This window comes from Nonomuraea sp. NPDC052116, from assembly GCF_040680035.1.
Taxonomy (GTDB): domain Bacteria; phylum Actinomycetota; class Actinomycetes; order Streptosporangiales; family Streptosporangiaceae; genus Nonomuraea; species Nonomuraea angiospora_A.
Genome location: NZ_JBFAWA010000014.1, coordinates 1 through 21,933, shown reverse-complemented (window position 1 = coordinate 21,933; position 21,933 = coordinate 1). Strand labels below are relative to the sequence as shown.

Annotated in this window: 20 protein-coding genes and 1 pseudogene; 11 read left to right on the top strand and 10 right to left on the bottom strand. The window is 71.9% G+C overall.

All coding sequences use genetic code 11. From position 1 onward, the window contains the following. Window positions 1–14 precede the first annotated feature (14 nt). From AB0L65_RS26265 to AB0L65_RS26230, 8 genes and pseudogenes are all read left to right on the top strand, one after another. Window positions 15–1,145, top strand: a complete 1,131-nt coding sequence (locus tag AB0L65_RS26265; RefSeq protein ID WP_364249883.1) for a cupin domain-containing protein — start codon at window positions 15–17, stop codon at window positions 1,143–1,145. Window positions 1,146–1,355: 210 nt separating this feature from the next. Continuing rightward, entirely contained in the window at window positions 1,356–2,384 is a 1,029-nt protein-coding gene (locus tag AB0L65_RS26260) for a class I SAM-dependent methyltransferase (RefSeq protein ID WP_364249880.1), read from the top strand. A 52-nt stretch (window positions 2,385–2,436) separates the two neighbouring features. Next, window positions 2,437–2,772, top strand: coding sequence for a hypothetical protein (locus tag AB0L65_RS26255; RefSeq protein WP_364249877.1), 336 nt, complete (start codon window positions 2,437–2,439; stop codon window positions 2,770–2,772). A 39-nt stretch (window positions 2,773–2,811) separates the two neighbouring features. Continuing rightward, window positions 2,812–5,025, top strand: coding sequence for a protein translocase subunit SecD (secD, locus tag AB0L65_RS26250; RefSeq protein ID WP_364249874.1), 2,214 nt, complete (start codon window positions 2,812–2,814; stop codon window positions 5,023–5,025). Window positions 5,026–5,077: 52 nt separating this feature from the next. After that, the gene (locus tag AB0L65_RS26245) at window positions 5,078–5,404 is read left to right on the top strand and encodes a hypothetical protein (RefSeq protein ID WP_364249871.1); all 327 of its coding nucleotides are present in this window, start codon (window positions 5,078–5,080) and stop codon (window positions 5,402–5,404) included. Between the two features lie 141 nt (window positions 5,405–5,545). Next, a pseudogene (locus tag AB0L65_RS26240) lies at window positions 5,546–5,728 on the top strand (LysR family transcriptional regulator); the annotation flags it as partial. Beyond that, window positions 5,707–6,420, top strand: a complete 714-nt coding sequence (locus tag AB0L65_RS26235; protein ID WP_364250447.1) for a substrate-binding domain-containing protein — start codon at window positions 5,707–5,709, stop codon at window positions 6,418–6,420. The pseudogene AB0L65_RS26240 and the gene AB0L65_RS26235, both read left to right, overlap by 22 nt. A 112-nt stretch (window positions 6,421–6,532) precedes the next feature. After that, window positions 6,533–7,759 (top strand): MalY/PatB family protein, encoded by a 1,227-nt coding sequence (locus tag AB0L65_RS26230; RefSeq protein WP_364249868.1) that lies wholly within the window; start codon window positions 6,533–6,535, stop codon window positions 7,757–7,759. Between the two features lie 5 nt (window positions 7,760–7,764). Here the strand turns inward: AB0L65_RS26230 and AB0L65_RS26225 are convergent, their stop codons facing one another. The 4 genes from AB0L65_RS26225 to AB0L65_RS26210 all read right to left on the bottom strand — a co-directional run bounded on the left by AB0L65_RS26225 (window position 7,765) and on the right by AB0L65_RS26210 (window position 13,136). Continuing rightward, entirely contained in the window at window positions 7,765–9,819 is a 2,055-nt protein-coding gene (locus AB0L65_RS26225; RefSeq protein ID WP_364249865.1) for a SpoIIE family protein phosphatase, read from the bottom strand. A gap of 267 nt (window positions 9,820–10,086) precedes the next feature. Beyond that, the gene (locus AB0L65_RS26220; protein WP_364249862.1) at window positions 10,087–10,701 is read right to left on the bottom strand and encodes a TetR/AcrR family transcriptional regulator; all 615 of its coding nucleotides are present in this window, start codon (window positions 10,699–10,701) and stop codon (window positions 10,087–10,089) included. Window positions 10,702–10,828: 127 nt separating this feature from the next. Further along, window positions 10,829–12,232, bottom strand: coding sequence for an L-fucose/L-arabinose isomerase family protein (locus AB0L65_RS26215; RefSeq protein WP_364249859.1), 1,404 nt, complete (start codon window positions 12,230–12,232; stop codon window positions 10,829–10,831). Window positions 12,233–12,320: 88 nt separating this feature from the next. Beyond that, window positions 12,321–13,136 (bottom strand): alpha/beta fold hydrolase, encoded by an 816-nt coding sequence (locus AB0L65_RS26210; protein ID WP_364249856.1) that lies wholly within the window; start codon window positions 13,134–13,136, stop codon window positions 12,321–12,323. Between the two features lie 82 nt (window positions 13,137–13,218). Between AB0L65_RS26210 and AB0L65_RS26205 the strand changes: the two genes are divergently transcribed. Next, window positions 13,219–13,812 (top strand): TetR/AcrR family transcriptional regulator, encoded by a 594-nt coding sequence (locus AB0L65_RS26205; protein WP_364249853.1) that lies wholly within the window; start codon window positions 13,219–13,221, stop codon window positions 13,810–13,812. 10 nt (window positions 13,813–13,822) lie between these two features. On the opposite strand, the gene AB0L65_RS26200 is transcribed toward AB0L65_RS26205, so the two are convergent. The 6 genes from AB0L65_RS26200 to AB0L65_RS26175 all read right to left on the bottom strand — a co-directional run bounded on the left by AB0L65_RS26200 (window position 13,823) and on the right by AB0L65_RS26175 (window position 19,465). After that, complete coding sequence (locus tag AB0L65_RS26200) at window positions 13,823–15,301, bottom strand: S8 family serine peptidase (protein WP_364249850.1); 1,479 nt, start codon at window positions 15,299–15,301, stop codon at window positions 13,823–13,825. Between the two features lie 37 nt (window positions 15,302–15,338). After that, on the bottom strand, window positions 15,339–15,587 hold the full coding sequence (locus AB0L65_RS26195; protein ID WP_350726989.1) for a hypothetical protein: 249 nt from the start codon (window positions 15,585–15,587) through the stop codon (window positions 15,339–15,341). 73 nt (window positions 15,588–15,660) lie between these two features. Further along, the gene (locus AB0L65_RS26190) at window positions 15,661–16,959 is read right to left on the bottom strand and encodes a xylan 1,4-beta-xylosidase (RefSeq protein WP_364249847.1); all 1,299 of its coding nucleotides are present in this window, start codon (window positions 16,957–16,959) and stop codon (window positions 15,661–15,663) included. 168 nt (window positions 16,960–17,127) lie between these two features. Continuing rightward, window positions 17,128–18,000, bottom strand: a complete 873-nt coding sequence (locus AB0L65_RS26185; RefSeq protein WP_364249844.1) for an NAD(P)H-binding protein — start codon at window positions 17,998–18,000, stop codon at window positions 17,128–17,130. Between the two features lie 47 nt (window positions 18,001–18,047). Further along, window positions 18,048–18,920: a hypothetical protein gene (locus AB0L65_RS26180; RefSeq protein ID WP_364249841.1), complete on the bottom strand. Its 873-nt coding sequence runs from the start codon at window positions 18,918–18,920 to the stop codon at window positions 18,048–18,050. Beyond that, window positions 18,917–19,465 (bottom strand): RNA polymerase sigma factor, encoded by a 549-nt coding sequence (locus AB0L65_RS26175; RefSeq protein ID WP_364249838.1) that lies wholly within the window; start codon window positions 19,463–19,465, stop codon window positions 18,917–18,919. The genes AB0L65_RS26180 and AB0L65_RS26175 overlap by 4 nt, the downstream gene beginning before the upstream one ends. A 227-nt stretch (window positions 19,466–19,692) precedes the next feature. Here AB0L65_RS26175 and AB0L65_RS26170 point away from each other — a divergent pair, with 227 nt between their 5' ends. Together AB0L65_RS26170 and AB0L65_RS26165 are read left to right on the top strand one after the other, a co-directional pair. Beyond that, window positions 19,693–20,661, top strand: a complete 969-nt coding sequence (locus AB0L65_RS26170; protein WP_364249835.1) for a sporulation protein — start codon at window positions 19,693–19,695, stop codon at window positions 20,659–20,661. A gap of 192 nt (window positions 20,662–20,853) precedes the next feature. Beyond that, window positions 20,854–21,828, top strand: coding sequence for a hypothetical protein (locus AB0L65_RS26165; RefSeq protein WP_364249832.1), 975 nt, complete (start codon window positions 20,854–20,856; stop codon window positions 21,826–21,828). Window positions 21,829–21,933 lie beyond the last annotated feature (105 nt).

Below are 21,933 nucleotides of genomic sequence, written 5' to 3'. Positions count from 1 at the left end.
TGAGGAGATGGACCATGCTGAGCCTCGCGGACCTCGTGGGCGGCGAATTCCCGGCCCGGCGGGCGGTCTTCCGCCCGGGCGCGGTGCCGGATCCCGGCGAGATCGCCTCCGTGGCGGACATCGACCGCGTCCTGACCGGCAGCGGCCTGCGGGCGCCCGGGATCCGCGTGGTCAAGGACGGGTCCGTCCTCCCGTCGGCCCACTACACCTCGCCGTCCACCTTCGGCTACGCCGGTCTCGACGACGTGGTCGATCCCGGAAAGGTGGTCGGGCTCTACCGCGAGGGCGCGACGCTCGTCCTGGGCACCGTGAACCTCCTGCTCCCGCGCCTGCACGAGCTCTGCAAGACCGTCGAGCGGGACGTCGGGCACCCCGTGGACGCCAACGTCTACGTCGCGCCGCCGGGCGCGCGGGCGTTCGACGTCCACTGCGACGCCCAGGACATCATCGTGATCCAGGCGCACGGCGCCAAGCAGTGGACGTTGTTCGACGACATCGTGCCGAATCCCGGCGGCGGGAGGCTCGTCGCCCCCGAGGGGGGCGGCTCCACGTACGAGCTGCGCGCGGGCGACGTGCTCCACGTCCCCCGCGGGATGCCGCACCTGGTGCGGACGGCCGCCTCCGCCTCCGTCCACGTCACGATCAGCGTCAACACCCTGACCTGGGCGGACCTGCTGAAGGGATTCGTCGCCGACCTGCTGCGCTCCGACGAGTACGCCGCGGCGCTGCCCATGGGCGCCGGTCTCGCCGAGCGCGTCCAGCCCATGGTCGGGCAGTACGCCGACCGTCTCGCGGCGGCGCTGACCGAGGCCGCCACCGCGCCCGCCGTCCACGAGATGATCTACGGCAGGACCGCCTTCGGGGAGGCGCACCGGGGCGGGCTGTTCAGCCAGGCGCTGCTCGGTGCCCCGATCGAGCCGTCCGACCGCATCTCGCTGCGTCCCGGCACGTGGCCGCTGGTCGGCGAGGCGCGGATCAAGGCCGGCCACCGGACCTTCCGCGTGCCGGACGCGGTCGCGGCGGCCTGCGAACTCCTCGTGAGTGGCCCGGTGAAGGTCGGCGAGCTCTCCGGGGACCCCGGCGAGGCCGTCAAGATCGCCCAGGCTCTGGTCGAGCTCGGCCTGTGCGCGCCGCCCGCCCCCTGAGCGCTCTCCCGGCGCACGTCTTGGTGATGGCGACCGGATCCACGTTCATCCCCCGGTACGCAACCGAGGAACCGTGCGGGCCGGAGAGCAGGGCCGCGGAGAGCGCCCGGGAGACGGTGGTCAGGGGCGGGTGGAGCTGTCGCCGCAGGACGCGTCGGTGCCGGGGATAATCCGTGGAGTCGTCCGGAGCCGGGTGGTTATCGTCGGGCGGTGACCTATCTGAGTCAGTTGGGCTACCTGCTGGGCCTGGAGGGTGTGGCCCTGCTGCGGGCCTTCCGGGAGGGCCGCTCGGACCGCGCGTTCGTGCGGGCCCGGATCGCCGAGGTCCGCGCGCTGCTCGACGCGCCCGCCCTGGCCGACGCGGACGGGGTGACGGCCGAGGTCGGCGCGATCGGGTCGCGGGAGGTGTACCGGACGTGGGCACCGCACTATGACGCGGGCGGCAACCAGATGATCGACTCCGAGCAGCCCGTGGTCCGCCGCATCCTCGACGGCCTCCCGGTCGGCATCGCGCTGGACGCCGCCTGCGGCACCGGCAGGCACGCCGTGTACCTGGCCGAGCTCGGCCACCGCGTCATCGGCGTCGACACCTCACCCGAGATGCTCGCCCAGGCCCGGCGGCGCCCGGACGCGGACGTCTCGCCCGCGCAGGGCCGGAGGCACCTGGAAGCGGGCGTCTCGCCCGGGCGGAGCCGGCGGGGCCCGGAAGCGGACGTTTCGGGTGAGCGGTCGGGTCAGGTCGGTCGCGGCCTGCCCGCCGTGGGGCTGGCCATGGGTGATCTGCATCGGCTGCCGTTGCCCGAAGACGCGGTCGACACCGTCGTGTGCGCCCTCGCACTGGTGCACGTGCCGGACCTGGCGCCGGTGCTGGCGGAGTTCGCGCGGGTGCTGCGTCCCGGCGGCCACCTGATCATCACCGACCCGCACCCGATGGCCTCCTACCTGGCCCCGGCCGCGCCCAGCCCGGGTCCGGACGGCCGTCCCGCGCTGCCGGCCGATCGGCCCCGCTCGCTCAGCGGCTACCTCGCCGCCGCGCTCCCGCTCGGCTTCCAGGTGCGCCACTGCGAGGAGCCGCGCCGCCCGCCCCTGCCGCTGGTCCCCGGCACCCGCCCGCCGGACCCGCTCCCGCCGCAGGGCTCCTACGAGATCATGTACTGGTGCCCGGAGGCCGCGGACGCGGCCATGAGCGGCATGCCGGTCGCGGTCGTCTGGCACTTCCAGCTCAGCCCTTGTCCTTGACCCGGTGACGTCTTTCCTGGGCTAGGTTGAGGCTCGAGGAGAAGGAGGCGACATGCGCACGACGCTGCCTGCCGCGTTGCTTCTTCTCCTGTCGTGGTTCCTGCCGGCCTCCGCCCATGCCCAGGTCGCCTCGCACGTCGTGGCGGTGCACGCCAGGGTCCAGGAACAACCGGGGCTCCAGCGGGAGCCGTACCGGGAGACCGTGGGCCAGGCCCGGTACGGCCTGCTCGGCACCGCCCCGCCCGCGGGGCCGGCGGTGCTGCCGTCGGTCCTGTCGCAGCCGCGGCGGGGCTGGGTGGCCGTGGTCGCGAGCCCGGCCGCCGACGTCCCCGCCGACCGCCGGCCGGCGGCGGCCCCCGCGCGGGGGCCTCCCTCCACAGAGTGCTGAAGATCCCCTTTTCGCACATCTGAGCCTGTGGAGGCTTTCATGTTCCGTGCGCCTGTTTGGCGTGCGGTGACGGCCCTTGCCGTCATCGCGATCTCCTTGATCCTGGCCCTGGTCAGCGCCCCGCGCCTGGGCCTGGATCTACGCGGTGGCACCCAGCTCGTCTTCGAGACGAGGGACTCGCCCACCGTCAAGGCCGACTCGGCCGCCACCGACCGCGCTCTCGACGTGCTCCGCCAGCGGGCGGACGCGCTCGGCGTGGTCGATCCCACCCTGGTCCGCTCCGGCGAGCGGCGGATCATCGTCGAGCTGCCCGGCGTGCTCGACCCGCGGCAGGCGGCCGAGGTCATCGGCCGTACCGCGCAGCTCGCCTTCCGCCCCGTCCTCGGCAACGAGGGTGACGTACGTGACGAGAACGGCGGGCAGCTGCGGCTCGGGCCCGCCGCCATCACCGGCGACGGCATCGCCGACGCCGTCCAGCAGAGCGACCCCCAGCGCGGCCCCGGCTGGTGGGTGAGCATCGACTTCCGCGACGCCGGCGCCTGGCAGCGGATGAGCGGGGCGGCGGCGTGCGAGCCGGTGGGCGATCCCAAGCGCCGGATCGCGATCGTGCTCGACGACGAGGTCATCTCCTCGCCGCCGCTCGACCCGTCGATCCCGTGCCGTACCGGCATCCCCGGCGGGAGCGCGGACATCACGGGCTCGTTCACCCACGACGAGGCCCGCGACCTGGCCGTGCTGATCAAGGGCGGCGCGCTGCCCGTGCCGCTCACCATCGTCGAGCAGCGTACGGTCGGCCCGACGCTCGGCGCGGCGGCCATCGACGCGAGCGCCAAGGCGGCGGTCGCCGGGCTGGTCCTGACGGCCGCCTTCATCGTCGCGGTCTACCGGTTGTCCGGGCTGCTCTCGACGCTCGCGCTCGCCTGCTACGGCCTGATCTCGTACGCGGCGCTGGTGGCGATGGGGGCGACGTTCACGCTGCCCGGGCTGGCCGGGTTCGTGCTGGCGATCGGCATGGCCATCGACGCCAACGTGCTGGTCTTCGAGCGGGCCAGGGAGGAGTACGACCAGGGACGCGGCCGCCGCGGGCTGAAGGCGGCCCTGGACCGGGGGTTCAGGAACGCCTGGAGCGCCATCGCCGACTCCAACGTCACCACCCTCATCGCCGCGGGCCTGCTGTTCTGGCTGGCCTCGGGGCCGGTCAAGGGCTTCGGCGCGACGCTGGCCGTCGGCGTGCTGGCCTCGCTGGTCTCGGCCATGCTGATCACCCGCGTGCTCGCCCACGCCGTCATCGGCCGGGTCGGGCCGCGCCTGTCGGGCCTGGGCTCGCCGGGAGCCGTACGGACCTGGCTGACGCGCAGGAACCCCCAGCTCATGAAGGCCAGGAGGCTGTGGCTGGCGATCGCGGGCACGCTGGTGGCGGTGGCCGTCGCCGGGCTGCTCGCCCGCGGGCTGAACTTCGGCGTGGAGTTCACCGGCGGGCGGCTCGTCGAGTTCGCCACCGCGAAGCCCCTGTCGGCCGACGCGGCGGGGCAGGCCGTCTCGCGTGCCGGGTTCCCTTCGGCGGTCGTGCAGGCGAGCGGTGACGGCGTCACCGTACGCGCCGGGCAGCTCGGCCTGGACGGCGTGGCCAGGATCGAGCAGGAGCTGGAGCGGCAGGCGGGGGAGGTGACCAAGCGGAGCGACGAGTTCGTCGGCCCGAGCCTGGGCGAGGAGCTGCGCCGCAACGCCCTCGTCGCGCTCGGCGTGGCCGTGTCCATGCAGCTGGCCTACCTGGCGATCCGGTTCAGGTGGACGTTCGGCGCGGCGGCGGTGCTGGCGCTGCTGGTGGACGTGACCGTGGTGGCGGGCCTGTTCGCGTGGCTCGGCAAGCCGATCGACGGGATCTTCCTGGCCGCGATGCTGACCATCGTCGGCTACTCGGTCAACGACAAGGTCGTGGTCTTCGACCGGGTACGCGAGCTGTGGTCCCCCCGCAGCCCGTTCGTCACAGCGGTGAACTCGGCCATCCTGCAGACCATGCCGCGCACGGTCAACACCGGCCTCGGCGCGCTGTTCATCCTGCTCGCGCTCATGGTCTTCGGCGGGGACTCCCTGCGGGACTTCGCGCTGGCGCTGGTGACCGGGATCGTGACGGGCACGCTGTCGTCCGCCTTCGTGGCCGGGCCGCTGGCCGTCTGGCTGGCCCGGTACGACCGCAAGCCGCCTCCGGGGCCGCCCGTCAAGCGCCGGCGCGTCTCGGGGGCCGTGGTTTAAGTCCTTACTCGGGGACTTGAAAGTCCTCGTATGGGGATATAACGTGATCCGCATGTATGCGATAGTCAGGCACTACAGCGCGGACGCGAGCGCGATCAACGAGATGGTGCAGCATGTGGACCGGGAGTTCGCCGACCGCGTCCCCGAGCAGGTGGGGTCGGTCCTCTACACCGCCGTCGACACCGGCGGGGGGACCGTGATGACGATCACGATGTTCGGGGACGCGGAGGCGGCCTCCCGCGCCGAGAGCGCGGTGATCGGGGTCCAGGAGAGCCTCGGGGCCCGGTTCGGGGTGCGGGAGACCGCCGTCGAGCGCGGGGAGGTGATGGTCAGCCGCGCCGCGCCGTCCGTCGTCGGACGGGTCAGGTTCGAGCCGTAGGCGCCGGCGCGCGTCGAGCGCGAGGCAAGGGTGCGCTCCGTCCCATATGTGCATATCTAGCGGTTATGGAATGGCCCAGCGTAGATGCCGGTCAAGCAGCCGGGTAGAGGGCATGACTGAATCTAGCCATAAGATGAAGCTATGGCTGAGCGGCTGAATCTCGAGGGGTTGCGGTACGCGCAGGCGGTCGCCGAGACGAAGTCCTTCAGTGCCGCCGCCCGCGCGTACGGTGTCACCCAGCCGGCGCTGTCGAACGGGATCGCCAAGCTCGAGGAACGTCTCGGAGGGCGGCTGTTCGATCGATCACCGCGCGGGGTGACGCCGACCGCGTTCGGCGCTCGGATCCTGCCTCTCGTCGACAGCGCTCTGGCCGGGCTCGACGCCATCGTGGCGGAGGCGAGACGGCTGACCGAGCCCGGCGATCAGAAGATCCGCATGGGGGTTTCCCCCTCATCGGCTCGCAGCTGGTCGCGCGGGCGTTCAGCGCGGTCTGTGACCTTCCGGCGCCGCGGGACCTGGTGCTGCGGGAGGCGAACATGGAGGACCTGCGGGAGGGCCTGCTGGCCGGGCAGCTCGACGTCATCCTGATCCCGGCCGTGGCGCCGCTGCCGCGGTTCGAGCACCGGATCATCGAGGTCGAGCCGATCGTCGTCGTCGGCTCGTCGCAGGAGGCGCCTCTGGAGGTGGGGGAGGCCGGAGGCGAGCAGTTCATCCTGGTGCCCGACTCCTGCGGTCTGACCACGTTCACCAGGCAGCTGTTCGCGGCGCGCGCGTTGCCGCTGCGCACCTACCCCGGTGAGGCCGGCAGCTATCGGGTCCTGGAGGAGTGGGCGAGCATGGGCCTGGGAGCGGCCATGCTGCCGCGGTCCAAGCTCACCTCCCCTGATGTGCGCTCCCGCCCCCTGGTGGATGACGGTCGCGCGGTGGAGATCTCGTACGAAGCGGTATGGAGCGCCGGCTCCTCCCTCGGCGCGGACCTGGCCTTCCTCGTCGACAGGCTCGCCGCCTCGCGCTAGCCATTCACGTTGCTTATCGCCGCATTCAGCAGGAGCCTCTGGTCGGGCCGTCGGCACTCGCCTAACCTTGCTGGTCAATCATCGAGCGGGAAGAGGGTCACGAGGTGTTCGGATGAAGAGGGCGGGTTCCGAAGTCAGCCGGCGGGCCGATCCTCTCGTGCAGTTGTCGCTCGAACAGCTACGCGAGCGTACGAGCATGAAGTGGCGCGCGCACCCCGATGACGTGCTCCCGCTCTGGGTGGCGGAGATGGACGTGCCGCTGGCCCGTCCCATCGCCGACGCGCTGCACCGGGCGATCGACCTCGGCGACACCGGATACCCGTACGGGACCGCCTATGCCGAGGCTCTCGCGGAGTTCGCCCGCCGGCGATGGCGGTGGGACGGCCTGCGCGTCGAGCACACGGCCGTCGTGCCCGACGTCATGATGGGCATCGTCGAGGTCCTCCGCCTGATCACCGGCCCCGGGGACGCGGTCGTCGTGTGCTCGCCGGTCTATCCGCCCTTCTACGCGTTCGTCACGCACGACGCGAGGAAGATCGTCGAGGCGCGGCTCGGCCCGGATCTGCGGGTCGACCTCGACACCCTGGAAGAGGCGTTCGTCCGCGCGCGGAGCCACGGCCGTCGCGCGGTGTTCCTCATGAGCAACCCGCACAACCCGACCGGCGTCGTCCACACCCGTGATGAGTTGCAGGCGATCGCCCAGCTCGCCCGAAAGCACGGCGTCCGGGTGATATCCGATGAGATCCACGCCCCGCTCGTGTTGCCCGGAGCCACCTTCGTCCCGTTTCTCGACATCGAAGGATCCGAGAACGGCTTCGCGCTGACCTCCGCGTCCAAGGCCTGGAACCTGGCCGGTCTCAAAGCCGCCCTGGTCATCGCGGGCGCCGACGCCGCCGACGACCTCCGGCGCATGCCCGAGGAAGTCGGTCACGGCCCCAGCCACCTGGGCGTCATCGCGCACACCGCGGCGTTCCGCGCGGGCGGAACCTGGCTCGACGAGCTGATACTCGGCCTCGACGCGAATCGCACCCTCCTGGGTCAACTCATCGCAGAACACCTCCCTGAGGCGCGCTATCGACCGCCCGAGGGCACCTACCTCGCCTGGCTCGACTGCACCTGGCTCGGCCTGCACGAGGAGGGGCAGAGCGACGAGCTCGGCGTCGTCAGCGACGTCGCCGGACCGGCGAAGCTGTTCCTCGACCGCGCCCGCGTCGCCGTGAGCTCGGGGCACGTGTTCGCCCCCGGCGGGGCCGGCTGCGTGCGGCTCAACTTCGCCACCTCGCCGGACATCCTGCGCCAGGCGCTGTCCAGGATGGGTCGCGCGGTGCGCGAGCCCTGACAGCCTCACGTCCTGCAGAGGAGCACCGCGATGTCGTCCATGCGCTGTTCGGCCGTGGCCTGCTTGATGAGCGACTCGGCCAGGTCGTGCAGGGGCTGGCCGGGTGAGGGCGTGAAGCGCTCGGCCAGGTCGTCGATGGCCTCGCCGATGCTGCGGCCCGGCTCCTCGATGAGGCCGTCGGTGTAGAGGGCCAGGACGGAGCCGGGCGGCATCGGCACCTCCGTGGTGGCGTACTCGGAGTCGGGGTCCACGCCGAGCAGCAGCCCGGGGGAGGAGTCGATGGCCTCGGTACGCCACCCGGGCCGGCCGAACAGCGGCGGCAGGTGCCCCGCGCTGGCCAGGCAGGCGATGCGCTTGCGCAGGTCGATGTTGACGTACAGGCAGCTGGTGAACCGGTCGGGGGACAGCTCGCTGAGCAGCCGGTTGGTGCGCGCGAGCACCTCGCCCGGGCTGGCCCCGGAGGTGGCGTGGGCGTGGATGGCGGTGCGCACCTGGCCCATGAGGGCGGCCGCGGTCACGTCGTGGCCCTGCACGTCGCCGATGACCGCCGCGGCCATCGTGTCGGTCAGGCGGATGAGGTCGTAGAAGTCGCCGCCGATGTCCATGCCCGGGGTGGCGGGCAGGTAGTGGGCGGCCAGCTCCAGGCCGGAGATCTCGGGCAGCCTGCGCGGCAGCAGGCTTTTCTGCAGGCACTGGGCGAGCTGGTGCTTGACGTCGTACAGCCGGGCCCGCTCGTACGCCTGCGCGATCAGCCCCGCGAGCGCCGTCAGCGTGGCCCGCTCGCTCGTACTGAACTGGTGCGGCCGGTTGTAGGCGAGGACGCACGTGCCGATCGGATGGCCCGAGATGACCAGCGGCAGGAAGGCCCAGGCGGACATGTCGTCCGACCGGGCGGCGTCCGGGTATGCCTTGCGCAGCTCGTCCCAGGTGGAGAAGAACGTCGGCTGGCCGGCGTCGAAGGAGTGGTTGGCCGGGTCCGGCGGGATCACCGGACGGCCGTCGAACTCCTGGATGGCCTGCGGGCTGTAGCCGCGCGAGGCGTCCACGCGCAGCCGGCCGCCCTTCGAGGTCAGGATGGCCAGGGCCTGGACGTTGTAGACGGGCATGACGTGGTCGGCCACCAGGCCGACCACCTCCTGCGCGGTCACCGCCCGCGAGAGCTTGGTCGCCAGGTGCAGGATCTCGTGCAGCGCGACGTTCGAGGCCGGCCGCTCGGCGCTGGCCGCCAGGTGGCCCGGGCCTCGGGCGCCGACGGCCGGCGTGATGCGCACGGTGATCCCGGACAGGCCGGGGAAGAACCGGAGCGACAGCTGGCGTCCGGCGGGGTTGTGTACGGTGAAGTGGGTGACCTGGCGGCCGACGACCGCGGCGCGGTAGGCGTCCTCGTACGCGGGCTCGTTCATCCACGGCAGCGCCTCGCCCAGGCGTTTGCCGAGCAGCTCGGACGCGGAGCTGAGCAGCAGGTCGGCGGCCGGGGCGCTGAGGAGGGTCACGCGCCCGTTCACGTCCAGCGAGCCGTGGCCCTCGGGCAGCCGGTTCAGGCAGTCGAGCGCGATCAGGTCGGGCCGCGGGTCGGCCCTGCGCCTCGGGTCCAGCACGCGCGGCCGCGGCCCCGGCTTGATCGGCTGCCCCTGCTCGGCCGCCTTCTGGAGCACCTCGGCCATCTGGGCGCCGATGTCCTCGATCCGGTCGAGCTGGCGCTGGGTCAGCCGGGTCACCCGCCCCGCCGGCCACAACAGCACGAAACCGCCCCAGACGGTGCCGCCGGAGATGACAGGGTGTGCGGCGGTCGCGAAGTCGTACGGCACGGACAGCGCCGACGACGGGAACTCGCGCGCCAGGCCCTCCCTGTCGGGGACCCAGACCAGCCGCTGCTCGCACACCGACGTGGCGATCGGCGCGCGGTCGTTCGTCCTGACCCTGGCCCACGCCTTGGCGATCATGGGAGGAAGCCCGAGCTGGCTGTCCATCTTCAGGACGTCGCCGTCCTCGTCCAGGAGATAGAGGTGGCCTATGTGCGCCCGTGTGCTGACGACGGCTTCGACCAGCAGCTCGTCCAAGAGGGACGAACCAGTCGCCAGGGCGCCGTTCCCCCGCACCGCCTCAGCCCGTCTCGCTCACGACGTGCGAGCGCCCGAATTGCCTGAAACCTCGCATATGGGCAGAATACACGCACGCATGTAGCGGATTGCTTACGGTGTGCCGGGGCGTAGATCTAGCGGAGGGGCGCCGAGGAAGATCTCGCTTGACGTGTTCGCGAAATGTTCGTCATGAAGCGGCCCTCCCGTTCGGAGGTTCTTGAAGCCCACTCCGCGGGGCGGCGATGATCACGCGGACAGCTTGAGCGCCCGGTCGAGCAGCTGATGCATGTGCGCGCGGAAGCGCCGCAACGTGCGGGGGTCGTCGGTGTTGCGGCGCTGCCCGGTCCCGTCGAGCACCCCGCTCAGCGTGAACCCGTGAATGCACCAGATCATCGTGTACGTGGTGAACTGCGCGTCGGCGTCCGCGGGCTTGGCGATCGCGTCGATGCTGTCGATGGCGCGCTGGACCAGCGGCTGGGCGTTGAGCGGCTCCAGGTCGATGTCGCTGGCGTCGGACAGCCAGCGGTGCATCCACAGCGCGGGCACCTCCGGATGGTCGGCGCACAGGTCGATGTACCCGTCGACGAACCGGTGCAGCGCCTCCGGCCGCCGCTCGGGCGGGGTGTCCCGCAGCTCGTCGGCCCTGGCCACGATGACCTCGGACAGCACCCGGTGAGCCTCCTCCATGACCGTGAGGTAGAGCCCCCGTTTGGTGGGGAAATGCGCGCTGAGGGCCGCTGTGTCCAGCCCTGCGGCCTCCGCGATCTGCTCGGTGGAGGTGCCGTCGTAGCCGAGCGCGGCGAACAGCCTGATCGCCGTCCGCAGGATCAACTCCCGCTCGCCGCCTTCTGGAGAGCCCATGGACGCGACCCTAGATCCGGGGCGGCATGCGGTCCGTTAATCGATCGACAAGCGGAGGTAAAAGTAGTCCCTCGAACGCCCTTGCCGGGCCCTCCGGCGGCCCGGGGCCCGGCAGGGGCGCCCGGGGTCACACCTGGATGTACTCCGCTTCCAGCAGGTGGGCCAGGGCCTTGAGCTCGGCGCCGCGGTGGCCGGTGCCGAGGGCCCAGTGATGCGACATGCCGGTCGCGCTCCAGTCGTCGGTCCACTCGCCGGGGTCCCGGCCGAAGTCCACGCGGGACGTCGTGTTCCCGATCTGCAGGTGCGGCCCGTCCACGGTCTCGCCTTCCGAGGCCACCAGGGCGAAGCGGCCGTCGCGGCGCTGGATGATCCCGAACGCCGTCACCGGCCCGTGCTTGACGTCGAACTCCACGGAGACGCCCCACCCCCGCTTCCCGTGGTACACGCCGAGCCCGCGCAGCAGCGGCCTGCGGGCGCTGATGGCCAGGTGGGCGGGGCCGTCGTGGCCCATCTCGACGTGGCCCCGGTGGAAGTCCAGCGCCTGGAGCTCGGTGAACGACCCGCCCGCGCCCATCCGGTCCATGATCAGCATGGCCAGGCTGGTGCGCAGCTCGAACTCGCCGGCCGCCGGGATGCCGCGCGCGGTGAGCAGGGACGCGCCGAGGATCATCCCGGCCCCCAGCCGCTCGTGCGTCTCCCCGTCCAGGCCGCGGTGATAGTACGCCAGGCTGTCCAGCGAGAAGTCCTCCACCAGCCGGTCCAGGCCGACGGAGACGCGGCAGGCCCACTCGAGGTCGACGGCGTTGACGCTGTCGGCCAGCTCGAAGATCTTCTCGGTCTCGGCGCGCTTGGCGGCGACCTCGGCGTCGGTGACCTTCTCCACGCGGACCCGCAGGTCGTCGAACTCCAGCACCTCGACGTGCCCGCCGAAGTTCGCCGAGACGAGCGTGAGGTCGGTGGAGACGTCCAGCATGCCGGGGTAGAGGTGCCCCATCAGGCCGTGCCGGCCGTGCCGCAGGGCCGCGCGGGCCCCGGCGGCCCGCACCCAGCTCGTGATGCGGGCCCAGGCGCGCTCGTCCTCCAGGTAGCCCGAAACCGACCGGAACGGGATGCCGCACCGCTGGAAGGCGTTGGCCATCTCGGGCAGCGGGCAGGCGCCGCAGTAGGCGAGCCACTGGCCGGTGTCGAACGTGGCGTGCTCCATCGACTCGGTCGGCTGCAGGTTGATCAGCAGCACGGGCGCGCCGCTGCGCTGCGCGATGGGCACGAGCATGGTGGCCGTCATGTACGTGGTGAGGAACCCGACGATGAGGTCGCAGTCCGCGGCCCGCAGCTTCTCGGCCGCGACCGCGCCCTCCTGGGCGTCGGAGATGAACCCGACGTCCACGATCTCCGCGTCCAGCTCCCGCATCCGTTCGGAGACCCGGTCGGCCGATCGCTGGAGCTGGGGGAGCAGGTCGGGGAACTGCGGCCAATATGCGCCCAGCCCGCCGGCGACCAGTCCGACACGGGTCTTCGTCTTGCTTGCCACGGTGATGCCCTCCTGAGGGGTGAAGGGTGGGTGCCGGGAGAGTTTCGGACAAAAGTATAGATCTTTTCCGAAACCTCACCATAGGGCATCAAGAGTGGAGCGTGCGGTCCAGGAAGTCCACGATCGTGCGGGCCAGGGTCAGCCGGTGGTCGGACAGGGCGTGGTCGGTGGGGAAGAGGTGGTGCTCCAGCCGCGGCACCGGATGCGCCTCGTAGGCCCGGACCAGCGGATGGTGGTGCGTCTCTGCGGGCGTGACGGGGTCGCGGCCCGTCCCGACGAGCAGCACGGGCCGGTCGGCCAGGCGCGGCGCGAGCGTCGCCAGGCTCCACTCCTGCCCCGCCGCCTCCATCTCGGCGACCAGCGCCGCGGCGCTGGTGCCCTGGAGCGGCAGCAGCTCGCCCTCCCAGTCCCGCAGGTACCCCTCCCGCGCCGCCGGGTCCGCCAGGCAGGCCGCCGCGCCCGCGCCCACGTCGAACGCCGCCACCGAGGCGACCGCGCGGACCGCGGGGTCGGCGGCGGCCGTCATCAACGCCGCGAACCCGCCCAGGCTGTGCCCCACCACGGCCAGCCGCGCCGGATCCAGCCGGGGGTCCAGGCGTACCGACTCCACCACGCGGGCCGCGTCCTCCAGCACGTGGTGCCACGACCAGGTCCCGCCGACGCCCCACGACCCCCGGTAGTGGAAGACCAGCGCCGCGTAGCCGGCCCGGCGCAGCGCCTGGGCCAGGTCGAAGTTGCGCTCGTTGCCCGGGAACCCGTGCAGCAGCACCACGAACGGATGGGGTCTGGGCCCGGCCGGGAGGTGCAGGACGCCGAGCAGTCGGTGGCCGCCGCTCTCGAACGTGACCGCGGGCGTGCTGGCCGGCGGCACGAGGGTGGCGGGAGGGTTGTACACGTCGGTCACGCGGATCTCCGTACGTCATCGAACCGGTCGTTTCGATGTGGAACTTAGCAGAGACTTGGAACCGGCCGGTACCATCTGACGCATGCCCGTACCCAAAGGCGCTTCCCTCGACCCCGTCCAGACCCGGGCGACCATCCTGCGCGCCGCCACCGGCCTGCTGTACGAGCGCGGCCTCGACGGCATCGGCGTGGCCGAGCTGTGCGCGACCGTCGGCGCGTCCAAGGAGACCCTCTACCGGCACTTCGGCTCCAAGGACGGGCTGGTCGAGGCCGTGCTCGAGGCCCGCAGCGACCACGTCGTACGCTGGCTGCGCGAGGCCGCGGAGGCGGCCGGCGACGACCCGGCCGCTCAGCTCGCCGCGGTCTTCGACGCGCTCGCCGGCTGGTACGCCGAGCCCGCCTTCCGCGGCTGCGCGATCGTCAACGCGTCCGCCCAGTGGCACGACGGCGTCCCGCGCACCGTCGCCGCCCGGCACCTCGACCGCCACCTCGACCTGCTGACCGGCATCGCCCGCCGGGCCGGCGCCCGGCAGCCGGAGGTCCTGGGCAGGCAGCTGCTGATGCTGGTGGAGGGCGCCACCGTGCTGGCCGACCACCACGGCGAGCGCGACGCCGCCGCAACGGCCAAGCAGGCGGCCCTCGCCCTGCTGCGAGGGCAGGGCGAGGGCGCTTTTTGAAGGGAAGCCGTCAGCGCGGCGGCGGGAGGGTGTGGAGGTTGCGCGGCGTGACCGAGCGGGCCAGCCGGTACGCGGCCTCCGCGTTCACGAGCCCGGACCCGGTCGGCCCGTCGTAACCGTCGGTAGCCACCTCGCCCATCGCGCTCTTGCCGTCGACCACGTCCCGCGCCGACGCCTTGAGCACGGCCTTGACCAGGCTCGGCGACAGCCCCGGCTGCGCCTGCTTGAGCAGCGCGCACACCCCGGCGATCTGCGGTGAGGCCGCGCTGGTGCCGCTGATCACGGCCCAGCCGTCGTCCTTGCCCGTGCCGTCCTTGTTCGGGTAGCCGGGTCCGGCCAGGCTCGTGTCGATCTCGTCGCCCGGCTCGACGGGCAGCATGATGTAGATGGCCCGCGGCTGCTTGCCGACCAGGCCGCACACGTCGGGCACGTGCCGCCCGGCGTAGATGAGGCTGTCGAAGCTGCTGGCGTAGTCGGAGGCCTCCATCCTGAACTCGCCGTTGGCCATCGTCTCGTCCACGAAGACGCCGCCGACCGCGATGACGTCCGGCATCATCGCCGGGAAGGCGACGTGGCCGTTGCCCGCCGAGAAGCAGACGACGATGCCGCGCTCGCGTACGGCCTCGATGACCGCCAGCTCCAGCGGGCGCAGCGCGTTCGGCAGGGAGGTGACGCCGGGCAGGTGGAAGCCCCAGCTGTTGGTCATGACCGCCGGCGACAGGTCGGAGGCCGTCTTGAAGGCGAGCGTGGGGTTGGCCCCCATCTTGACGCCGACGAAGTCGATGTCGCGGGCACTGGCGAAGATGTTCGCGGCCTCGGCGGTGCCGTGACCGTACTCGTCGTGCTGCACGGCGGTGGCGTCGGGAGCGAGCGTGGCGTTGTAGTTGTAGCCGTGGTGGTCGTAGAAGGGGTGCCGGTAGAAGCCCGTGTCGGGCATCGCGACCAGCACGCCGCGGCCCGTCACCCCGCGGTCGTGCACCTGGTGCGCGCGCAGGAGGAGGGCCACGTCGTCGGGCACCCGCAGGTGGTGGTAGCCGACGCGGGGTGGGATGGGGGAGGGCGCGAAGAAGCGCGGCGGGGCCTGCGGGTAGGCCCGCTCGATGTACGGCTCCAGGTCCGGCGGGATCGAGAACGGCTCGCCGCTCACGTGCGACAGATAGGACACCTGGGCGCCGGTCGCGGAGGTCACGTCCGGCGGCCGGCCGGTCAGCTCGGCCTGGCGCACCTCGACGTGGGTGCCGAACGTGCTCTCCCACAGCGACCGCGGTCCCTCGCCGCTGATGGAGTACGTGCCGACGTGCCGTACCGTGAAGCCCTTGGCCTGCAGCGCGTTCGCGGTGCGCTCGGCGAGGCCGGGGGCCGGCTTGAGCTGGTCGAGGCTCGCGGTCTGCGCCGCCGACGATTCGGCGAACATCGAGGCGCCGCTCTCCGGCCGCAGGGCCGCTTCGAAGTAGACGGTGTCCTCACGTCGCTCGGTCATCGTGGTCATGTCGCTCCTTTGCGAGATGAGACCGGTGGACGGGTCGTCAGAGGGCGTGGAAGTCGGGCGGCTCCACCCGGTGCACGGCGACCACGTCCCCGCTCAGCTCGGCGGGCACCGCCGGCTGAGGCAGGCCGAACACCCGCTCCCACACGTCCCTGGGCGCGCTGACGCTGATCGTCGTCCCGATGTGGAGCACCTTGAGGCCGAGCCGCGCCAGCGCGGCAGCCGCCTGGCGCTGCCGGCCGGGCGCCGCTTCGACCTCGGCCGAGACGATGTCACCCTCAGCGGCCATGCCCTCAGGCTCCGCCCGCGGGGCACGCCGCGACACCGGGGACGGCCCAGGGATTACCCTGGGGTTGCGACCCTCAGCGGCCGGTCCACTTGATCTCGTACGCCTTGAGCGCGTACTCCTTGCCGTCCACGGTCGTGGTCACGTCGGAGTCCGCGGTGTTGACCAGCAGCAGCTGCTGCGGCTGCGCCAGCACCCTGACCTTGGCGTCCGACGAGGTGACCTGGTCCAGCTCGGCCCCGGCGGGGAACCACTTGACGAAGTTCGCCAGCAGCCGACCGGTGTCCGTCTCGGCGCCGCTGCGCGTGTCCCACAGGCACGGCCGGCAGTCGCGGTCCTTGGCCTGCGGGTTCCAGTACAGGGCCGTGGCGGCGCCGCTCCGCGCGAACTCGATCATCGAGGCGGCCTGCACCGCGAGCCGCTTGTTCTCGGGCCAGGTGGTGCCGTCCTCGGGCACGAAGTACCACTCCGACCACCAGACCGGCAGGTCGCCGACCTTGTCCCGCAGCCACTTGGTGACCGCGCCGAACTTCGCCAGCGCCCCGAACTCGTCGGGCAGCAGCTCGTGCGCGTCCGTGGGCGAGGCGCCGTCGACCACGACGAAGTCGGCGCCCTTCTTGTTCTCGAACCAGTAGTTGAAGGCGTCCAGGACGTTCTGGTTGACGACCCCCCAGTCGCCGCGCAGCTCGGAGTCGCCGCGCTCGTTGCTGTCGAAGCCGAGGTACGGGCCGCCGACCTTGGCGTCGGGCCGGGCCTGCTTCACCGCGGCGTACACCTTGTTGTACAGCTCGGTGTAGCCCTTGTAGTCCGCGGGCTTGGAGTGGTCGCGCCAGAAGCCCTTGAACTCGTTCCAGACCATGAAGTACTTGACGTCCTTGTACCGCGTTGCCACGGCCGCCGCCAGCTTGGCGAAGTCGTCGAAGTGCTCGGGGTAGGGGGCGTCCTCCAGGTGCTCCCTCCAGGCCGACTCCTCGGTGGGGCCCTGGGGGCCGCCCTTCATCCAGTCGGGGGCGCAGCAGAGCGTGAGGACGGGGACGCCGCCGGACTCCCTCATCAGGTTGATCCGGCTGTCGAGGTCCTCCCAGAAGTACTGCCCCGGGTAGGGCTCGGGGTTGAGCGCCCCGAACCCCATGATGTGCTGGTTCTGCACCATCGGGGTCTGCGAGAGCCGTCCGGCGACGTCGCGTTCGAACTGGGGGGTGATGTTGTTGGCGCTGACACCCGTATGGGTGAAGCCCCAGCGCGGCCAGCCGTCGTCCACCTTCGGCGGCGCCTCGGGAGCCGGCTGGGACGTGGCGGGAGCCTGCTGCTGCTCCTTCTGCTGGGCGCCCGTGGTCCCCTGCTCCGCGGGCCCGGCGGTGGAACAGCCGGTCATGGCCAGTGCCATCACGGCCGCTAAGACGCTCGCTCTACCGAGCCTCCGCAAGATCGATCCCCCGCTAGTCGATGCCACCCGGTTCTCACCTGATCCTCGCCACTGGTATACCGTCTGTAGCGTTCCATGGGTGGCCAAAAAGGGGCACATCGGGAGCGGGGTTCACAGCTAATCGTTATCCACGAAGAGACCGGCGTGGTCCCGCGCCCACTCGGCGAACGTCCGCGCGGGGCGGCCGAGGATCTTCGTCGCCTCCTCCGTCACGGGATGGGGCCGGGAGCCGCCCCTGGCGTACCGGTCCATGAGGGCCCGTACGAACGGCCCCGGCAGGCCGTTCCCGACCATGGCCCGCTCGGCCGCCTCCGGCGGGATCTCCTGGAAGCGCAGCGGCCGGCCGATCGCCTCGCCGATGACCCGCACCATCTCCTCGTGGGTCAGCGACCGCGGGCCGGTCAGCTCGACCCGGCGCCCGGCCAGGTCGCCGGTGAGCAGCGCGCGGGCGGCCACCTCGACCAGGTCCCGGTCGTCGAGCGGCGCCTCCTGGAAGGACGCGTGCACGTACCGGACGATGTCGCCGGCGCGGATCTGGGCGCCCCAGGAGTTGACCGCGTTGGACGCGAACGAGCCGGCCCGCAGGCTGGTCCAGCTCAGCCCGCTGCCGGCGGCGGCGGTCTCGGCCTCCTTGTTCCGGTCGCCGCGGTAGCGGGAGGGCTGCTGGTCGAGCGGGTCGTCGATGTTCATCGCCGACAGGGCGGCCACGCGCGTCGCGCCGCGCTCCTTGGCCAGGGCGAGCAGCTCGCCGGCCGCGTCGCCGATGGCGCGCGAGTGCAGGAAGACGGCGGTGACGCCGTCCAGGTGCCGGGCCAGCGTGCCCGGCCTGGCCGGGTCGCCCTCGACGACCTGCGCCCTGGCCGGGAGCCGCGCCCCGTGCGGGGCGCGGCTGACGGCCCGGACCTCGGCGCCTTCGGCGAGAAGCAGCTCGACCAGGGGGCGCCCGATGGCGCCGGTCGCGCCGGTCACCAGGATCGTGTTCTGTGTCATGCCCCCTGAGAGGTGAGCGGGCGACCGGAGTGTGACATCGGGTCGGGTCAGAATCCGGGCGGCGGGGTGGCCGACGGGCCCGGCACCACGTGCAGGACGATCACGCCGTCGTTGTAGGACTCCGCCGTCGCCACCTGCCAGCCCGGATCGATCCGGGAGACGGGCACGTCCACCTCGAAACGCACGCCCTTGTCGCCGTTCCGCAGCGGCCAGTCGAGGGCGTAGGACACCTTCAGATGGTGCTCGCGCACGACGCGGGCCGCCTCGGCCGCCGAGCGCCCCTGGAGCTCCACCCCGGCCAGCGCCTCGCCCGGCCAGCCGGCGTCGGCGGGGTAGGCGTACTTCTCCCCGGGCTTCGCCGGGCGGCTCAGCCTGACCTCAGCGGGCCCCTCGATGTCCGCGGTGACGCTGAAGGCCGTGATGCAGTCCTCGACCCGCTCGGGGCAGCTGTCCCCGGTGAACGTCGCTTTCGCGCCGCGGTCGGACGACTCGAATCCGAAGACGGAGCCCGGCTGCCGCGGCGAGACGGGGATCAGCGTCACCGTGAGGTTGTCCAGGCCGACCTTGTGGAAGGCCTTCTGCAGCTCGGCGGGATCGGGGTCGCCTTCGGTGAAGTAGAAGACGTATTCGTCGCCGACGCGGTCGATTGTCACGGCCTGGCCGGCGTACACCTGCTCGGACCGTCCGATCAGGGACGGCCCGACGACGACGGCTCCCGCCAGGGCGGCGGCCACGGCCAGGCCGAGCAGGGCGCGGCGTGGGGAGGGCATGAACCGGCGGCGGGCTGGAGCGGGTTCCAGCGCGGGTTCCAGCGCGACGATCCGGGCCAGCAGCGCGTCCGCCCCCGCGGTGGACGCCCGGCCGGTCAGGTCCTCGTCCAGCACCCTCGCCCGGCTCCTGAAGATCTGGTCGTTGTTCACCGTGCCTCCTTCTCGACGAGCGGTTGCGATGCGAAAAGGGCCGACGGCCGGGCCTGCTCCAGCGCCTTGGCGAAGCGTTTGCGGGCCCGGTGCAGGCGGATGCGGGCGGCGTTGCGGGAGCAGTCCAGCACCTGGGCGATCTCGCCGGGGTCGAGCCCCTCCCACAGGGCCAGGGCGAGCAGCTCGCGATCGGCGTCGGAGAGCATGCTCATGGCCTCCTCCACGCCGTCGTGCCCGCTCTCGGGGGAGACGGCGGCGTAGAGGTGCTCGATCTCTTCCGTGAGCTCGGTGTGCCGGGTGAGGCGGCGTCGCTCGCCGCGGCGGTGGTTGGCCAGGACCCGCCGGGCCACGCCGTACAGCCATAACCTGCCGGACTCGCCGTCCGGGAGCTCGGCGATCCGCCGCCAGGCGATCACGTAGGTCTCGGCCACGACGTCGGCGGCGTCCTCCGGAGAGGAACACCGCCGTACGGCGTAGCCGAGGATCTGCTCGTGAGTTCGCCGGTAGACCGCCTCGAACCGAGACCGGTCATCTTGTTCATTCACGCGTCGTCCTCGTCAGAGCGGGGGTTTCAATTCCTACGTGTCCGCGGACGACGGGAGAATTTCAGCGACCGCGTCCACGCTTCCGGCGGTCCCTGACCATCGGTGGCTTTGGGGTAAAGCGGGGCAAAGCGCCCAGGAAGCCGGGCTCCGGAACTCCAGGGACGGCCTTGATCGTTGTGGCCAGCGGCAGACAACCCAACCCGATCTTCAACAGGGAGAACAGAGCCGTGGTCTTCAAACGGATGCTGGGAGCGTTCGGCGTCGGCGCGCCCTCGGTGGACACCGTGCTGTCCACCCCGCGGACCCAGCCGGGCGGCACGCTGCGAGGAGAGGTACGGCTCAAGGGCGGCGACTTCGACGCCGAGATCGAGCACGTCACCCTCGGCCTGGTGGCGAGGGTCGAGATCGAGCACGGCGACGGTGAGCACGGCGGGCTCGGCGAGTTCGCCAGTTCGCGGGTCTCCGGGCCGTTCACGCTGCGAAAGGGTGAGGACCGCGTCATCGGGTTCGAGCTGCCGGTGCCGTGGGAGGCGCCGATCAGCGAGATCGGCGGGCAGCCGCTGACCGGGATGGCGGTCGGCGTGCGTACGGAGCTGGCCATCGCCAAGGCCGTCGACAAGGGCGACCTCGACATGATCGCGATCGAGCCGCTGCCGTCGCAGCTGCGCATCCTGGAGGCGTTCCTGGGGCTCGGGTTCGGGTTCAGGTCGGCCGACCTGGAGGCGGGTCACCTGTACGGGGTGCACCAGCAGTTGCCGTTCTACCAGGAGATCGAGTTCTACCCGACCGGCCACTACGCCGGCCAGGTGGGCGAGGTCGAGGTGACGTTCGTGGCCGACCCCGCGGGGCTCGAGGTGGTGCTGGAGGCGGACAAGCGCGCCGGCCGCTTCTCGTCGAACGACGCCATCGGCCGCTTCCACGTCAGCCACGACGACGCGCTGCGTACCGACTGGGCGGGGGAGCTGGGCCGCTGGCTGGACGGCCTGTCGCAGTACGGGCCGGCCCACCACGGCGGACACTACGACCCGCACCACCACGGCGGGCACCATGGCGGGCACCACGACGAGCACCGCGGCGGTCCGGGCTGGGGCACGGTGGCCGCCGCCGGTGCCGCGGGCGTCGTGGGTGGCCTCGTCGCGGGCGAGATCGTCGAGGAGATCTTCGAGGGGGACGACGACGAGGGCGGCGACTGGTGACCCCTTAGCGCGGCTCCTGCGGCGACCGGAACCCCCGGTCGTCGCAGGAGCCGCGCCGGGTGCCCAAGGCGAAGCGCTCCGTGATCGTAACCGTGCAACCAGGCTGTAAGTGGGACGAAAGCCTCGGCGATAGATTGAAGATCGTTACCCGATCGATTCCGATCTGAAGGAGCCGACGTAATCAGCACCACTATGTGGAGCGAACTGCGCATCACCTCCGCGCCGCAGCTGTCGATCTCGATCTCGCCTCACCTGACCGCGCTCGCCATGATCGCCGACGCCCTCGCGGGCCGCCGCCGCGGCCTTCCGGAGCTCTGGCGCAAGGCGATCAGCTCGCGAGTCAGCCCGCAGGGGCACCAGGCGGTACGCCCACTCGCCGCCCCCGGCTACTCCGTGGTCCCCGACAGCATCGTGCCGCGTACCCCCATCGGCGGGGACATCTCCGTGCAGGCCCAGATCGGCGCCCTGCGCGACCTTCCATCCGACAACCTGATCAAGGACCTGGAGCAGGCGTTCGGCCAGGGACCGCTGCCCGCGCACTGGCGCTCGGCGGCCGAGCGGCCCGCCCGCTGGCTGCACGGCTACACCGCGGCCCTCGGCTCCGTCTGGAACACCACCGAGCCCGTGTGGAGGCGGGCCCGCGCGCTGCTGGACAGGGAGGTCCGGCGGGTCGGCGTCGCCGCCGTCCGCGGCGGCCCCGAGCTGCTGCTCGGCGCGCTCAACAGCCGCATCATGTACGGCGAGCGCGGGCTGCTCATCGCCGACGTGGAGTCGAGCACGTTCGAGCTGGGTGACCGCAGGATCGTCCTGGTGCCGATGCTGGCGGGCAAGGACGCAGTCATCGTCAGCCTGGACCACGACGAGGCCGTCTGGATCGCCTACCCGGTGCCCGGAGCGGAGACGCTGTGGCAGCGGCCCGTCGCGCCGGCGCTCGACGACTTGTCGGCGCTGGTCGGGCCGGTGCGCGCGGACCTGCTCGCCGCGATCGGGCAGCCCATGACCATGAGCATGCTGGCGGCCGGCATGCAGGTCGCGCCGAGCAGCATCACGTACCACTGCGACCGGTTGAGCGCCGCCCAGCTGATCACCAGGGAGCGGCGCGGGCGCGAGGTGTGGATCACCCGCACGCAGCGCGCGGAGGAACTGCTGGAGGTGTTCCGCCGCTGAGCCGGGGGCGCGGCGAGGTCGAGAGCTACGACCGGGTCAGCATCCAGGTCCAGTCGGACGTCGCCATCGCCGGCCAGGCCGTCACCGACGTGGTGCACCTGCTGG